The sequence below is a fragment of the Aeromicrobium sp. genome, from assembly GCF_014378035.1.
Taxonomy (GTDB): Bacteria; Actinomycetota; Actinomycetes; order Propionibacteriales; family Nocardioidaceae; genus Aeromicrobium.
In genome coordinates this window covers 1-2,493 of record NZ_JACMOM010000254.1, presented here as the reverse complement: position 1 = coordinate 2,493, position 2,493 = coordinate 1, and the positions used below count along the sequence as shown (strand labels likewise).

Below are 2,493 nucleotides of genomic sequence, written 5' to 3'. Positions count from 1 at the left end.
GAAAGGCCGTCGTCGAGCTGCTGCGCCGTGGCATCACCGCCCGGCAGATCCTCACCAAGCCGGCCTTCGAGAACGCCATCGCCGTCGTGATGGCGCTCGGCGGCTCCACCAACGCCGTCCTGCACCTGCTCGCGATCGCCCGCGAGGCCGAGGTCGACCTCACGCTCGCCGACTTCAACCGGGTCGGCGACAAGGTGCCTCACCTCGGCGACCTCAAGCCGTTCGGTCGCTACGTCATGAACGATGTTGACAGGGTCGGCGGCATTCCCGTCGTCATGAAGGCGCTGCTCGACGCCGGGCTGATGGATGGCGACTGCCTCACGGTCACCGGCAAGACGATGGCCGAGAACCTCGCGCACATCGAGACGGCGGTCGACGGCGACGTCATCAGGCCCCTCAATCGGCCGATCCACAAGACCGGCGGCCTCACGATCCTGCACGGCACGCTCGCCCCGGAGGGCGCCGTCGTCAAGAGCGCCGGGTTCGACTCCGACGTGTTCCGTGGCACCGCACGGGTCTTCGACGGTGAACGCAAGGCGATGGACGCACTGGAGGATGGAACGATCGTCGCCAACGACGTCGTGGTCATTCGCTACGAAGGGCCCAAGGGCGGCCCGGGCATGCGCGAGATGCTTGCCATCACCGGCGCGATCAAGGGTGCTGGCCTGGGCAAGGAGGTCCTGCTCCTCACCGATGGACGCTTCTCCGGTGGCACGACCGGTCTCTGCGTCGGACACGTTGCGCCCGAGGCCGTCGACGGTGGACCGATCGCCTTCGTCCAGGACGGCGACCCGATCGTCCTCGACATGGCCAACCGCACCTTGGAGCTCGAGGTCGACCCCGACGAGCTCGAGTCGCGCAAGGTCGGCTGGGCCCCGCCGCCGTCGAAGTACACCAAGGGCGTCCTCGCGAAGTACCGCAAGCTCGTGAGCTCGGCGGCCGATGGTGCCGTCTGCGGCTGACCCTCCGTAGCGTTGAAGACACAACGGCGGGGATGGGACACTTGATCGTGACCGAGACAGCCGCCGACGGCATCGACCCTGCCGACCTCGCGGTGGCCCTGAGGGTGCTCGCCGCGGCCGAACGTCTCGTCGAGGACGACCCAGACTATGTCGCGCTGCGGCGTGCCTGCGGGACGTTCTACAAGAACGTCAAGAAGCATCGCCGCCTCGACAAGCGGGCGCGGGTCGCCGCCGCCGATCGCGCTGTCGTCTCGATCACGGCCACCGGCTCGCCCACCCGCATCGATGACGAGACCGAGGGCATCCCGCTGGTGTCGAACGCCGCCGGCGCCACGGCGGGGACGCTTCTCGTCGCGCGGCCGTGCTACATCTGCAAGCAGAAGTACACCGCGGTCGACGCGTTCTACCACCAGCTCTGCCCCGACTGCGCAGCTCTCAACCGTGCCAAGCGTGACGCCCGCACCGACCTCACCGGCAGGCGGGCGCTGCTCACCGGGGGCCGCGCCAAGATCGGCATGTACATCGCGCTCCGACTCCTGCGCGACGGCGCCCACACGACGATCACCACCCGTTTCCCGCACGATGCGGTGCGGCGCTTCACGGCAATGCCCGACAGCGCCGACTGGATCCACCGTCTCCGCATCGTCGGCATCGACCTGCGCGACCCGGCGCAGGTCGTGGGGCTCGCCGACTCGGTCGCTGCCCAGGGCCCGCTCGACATCCTCATCAACAACGCCGCGCAGACGGTTCGCCGCACGCCGGGTGCCTACGCGCCGCTGGCCGAGGCCGAGTCGGCGCCGCTCCCCGCCGGCCCGCTGCCCGAGCTGTTGACCTTCGGTCACACCAGTGACGCGCATCCTGCGGCGCTCGTCGGCTCGGTCTCGTCCCACCCCGTCCTCGCTGCAGATGCGCACTCGGCCGACGAGCTGACGGCGATGGCGCTCACCGCCGGCTCAGCCGACCTCGACCGCATCGACGCGGGGGGCCTGGTGCCCGACACCGTCGACGTCAACAGCTGGACGCAGCGGGTGCATGAGGTCGATGCGCTCGAGCTCCTCGAGGTGCAGCTGTGCAACACCACGGCTCCCTTCATCCTGGTGAGCCGGTTACGCCCCTCGATGGCCGCTGCTGCTGCTGACCGGACGTACGTCGTCAACGTCTCGGCGATGGAGGGCCAGTTCAGCCGCCGCTACAAGGGCCCCGGCCACCCGCACACCAACATGGCCAAGGCGGCGCTGAACATGCTGACCCGCACCAGTGCAGCGGAGATGCTCGAGGAGGACGGAATCCTGATGACCGCCGTCGACACCGGCTGGATCACCGACGAGCGTCCGCACCCGACGAAGGTCCGCCTCGCCGAGGAAGGGTTCAAGGCTCCGCTCGACCTCGTCGACGGCGCCGCCCGGGTCTACGACCCGCTCGTGCGGGGCGAAGCCGGTGACGACGTGAACGGGGGCTTCCTGGAGGAGTACGAGGCCTCGCCATGGTGATTGTTCGTGTCCTCCTTCCCGAGCCGTCGACCGCACCCCGG

At 69.3% G+C, this 2,493-nt stretch carries 2 protein-coding genes; both read left to right on the top strand.

Features of this window, described 5'->3' with window-relative positions:
• On the top strand, positions 1 to 962 hold a 962-nt coding region (locus tag H7290_RS13390), incomplete at its 5' end, for a dihydroxy-acid dehydratase (RefSeq protein WP_290514514.1).
• 47 nt (positions 963 to 1,009) lie between these two features.
• Positions 1,010 to 2,452 carry an SDR family NAD(P)-dependent oxidoreductase gene (locus H7290_RS13385; protein ID WP_290514513.1) on the top strand — a complete coding sequence of 481 codons (1,443 nt, stop codon included), beginning with the start codon at positions 1,010 to 1,012 and terminating at the stop codon, positions 2,450 to 2,452.
• Positions 2,453 to 2,493: the final 41 nt, after the last annotated feature.